The organism is Microbacterium maritypicum MF109, assembly GCF_000455825.1.
Classification (GTDB): domain Bacteria; phylum Actinomycetota; class Actinomycetes; order Actinomycetales; family Microbacteriaceae; genus Microbacterium; species Microbacterium maritypicum_A.
Map to the genome: position 1 here is coordinate 1 of NZ_ATAO01000021.1, position 218 is coordinate 218.

At 62.8% G+C, this 218-nt stretch carries 1 protein-coding gene; it reads right to left on the minus strand.

The genetic code is table 11. The features are described from left to right. Nucleotides 1-218, minus strand: a 218-nt coding sequence (locus tag L687_RS23985) for a catalase (RefSeq protein WP_040569562.1), incomplete at both ends; no start/stop codon positions are given.

The window sequence follows — 218 nt, forward strand, 5'->3', positions numbered from 1 at the left end:
TTCTTCGAGATGGTCTTGGTGAGGTCGAACGGGTTGAACCGGTACGCCTTGGCCTCGTCGTAGGGCATGATCTGCACGTACAGGTCCCACTTCGGGAACTCACCGTCGGCGATCGACCGGAAGAGGTCGCGCCGGTAGTGGTCGGCGTCCGACCCGGCGAGCTGCTCGGCCTCTTCGTTGCTCATCGCCTCGACGCCCTGCTGCGAGATGAAGTGGTA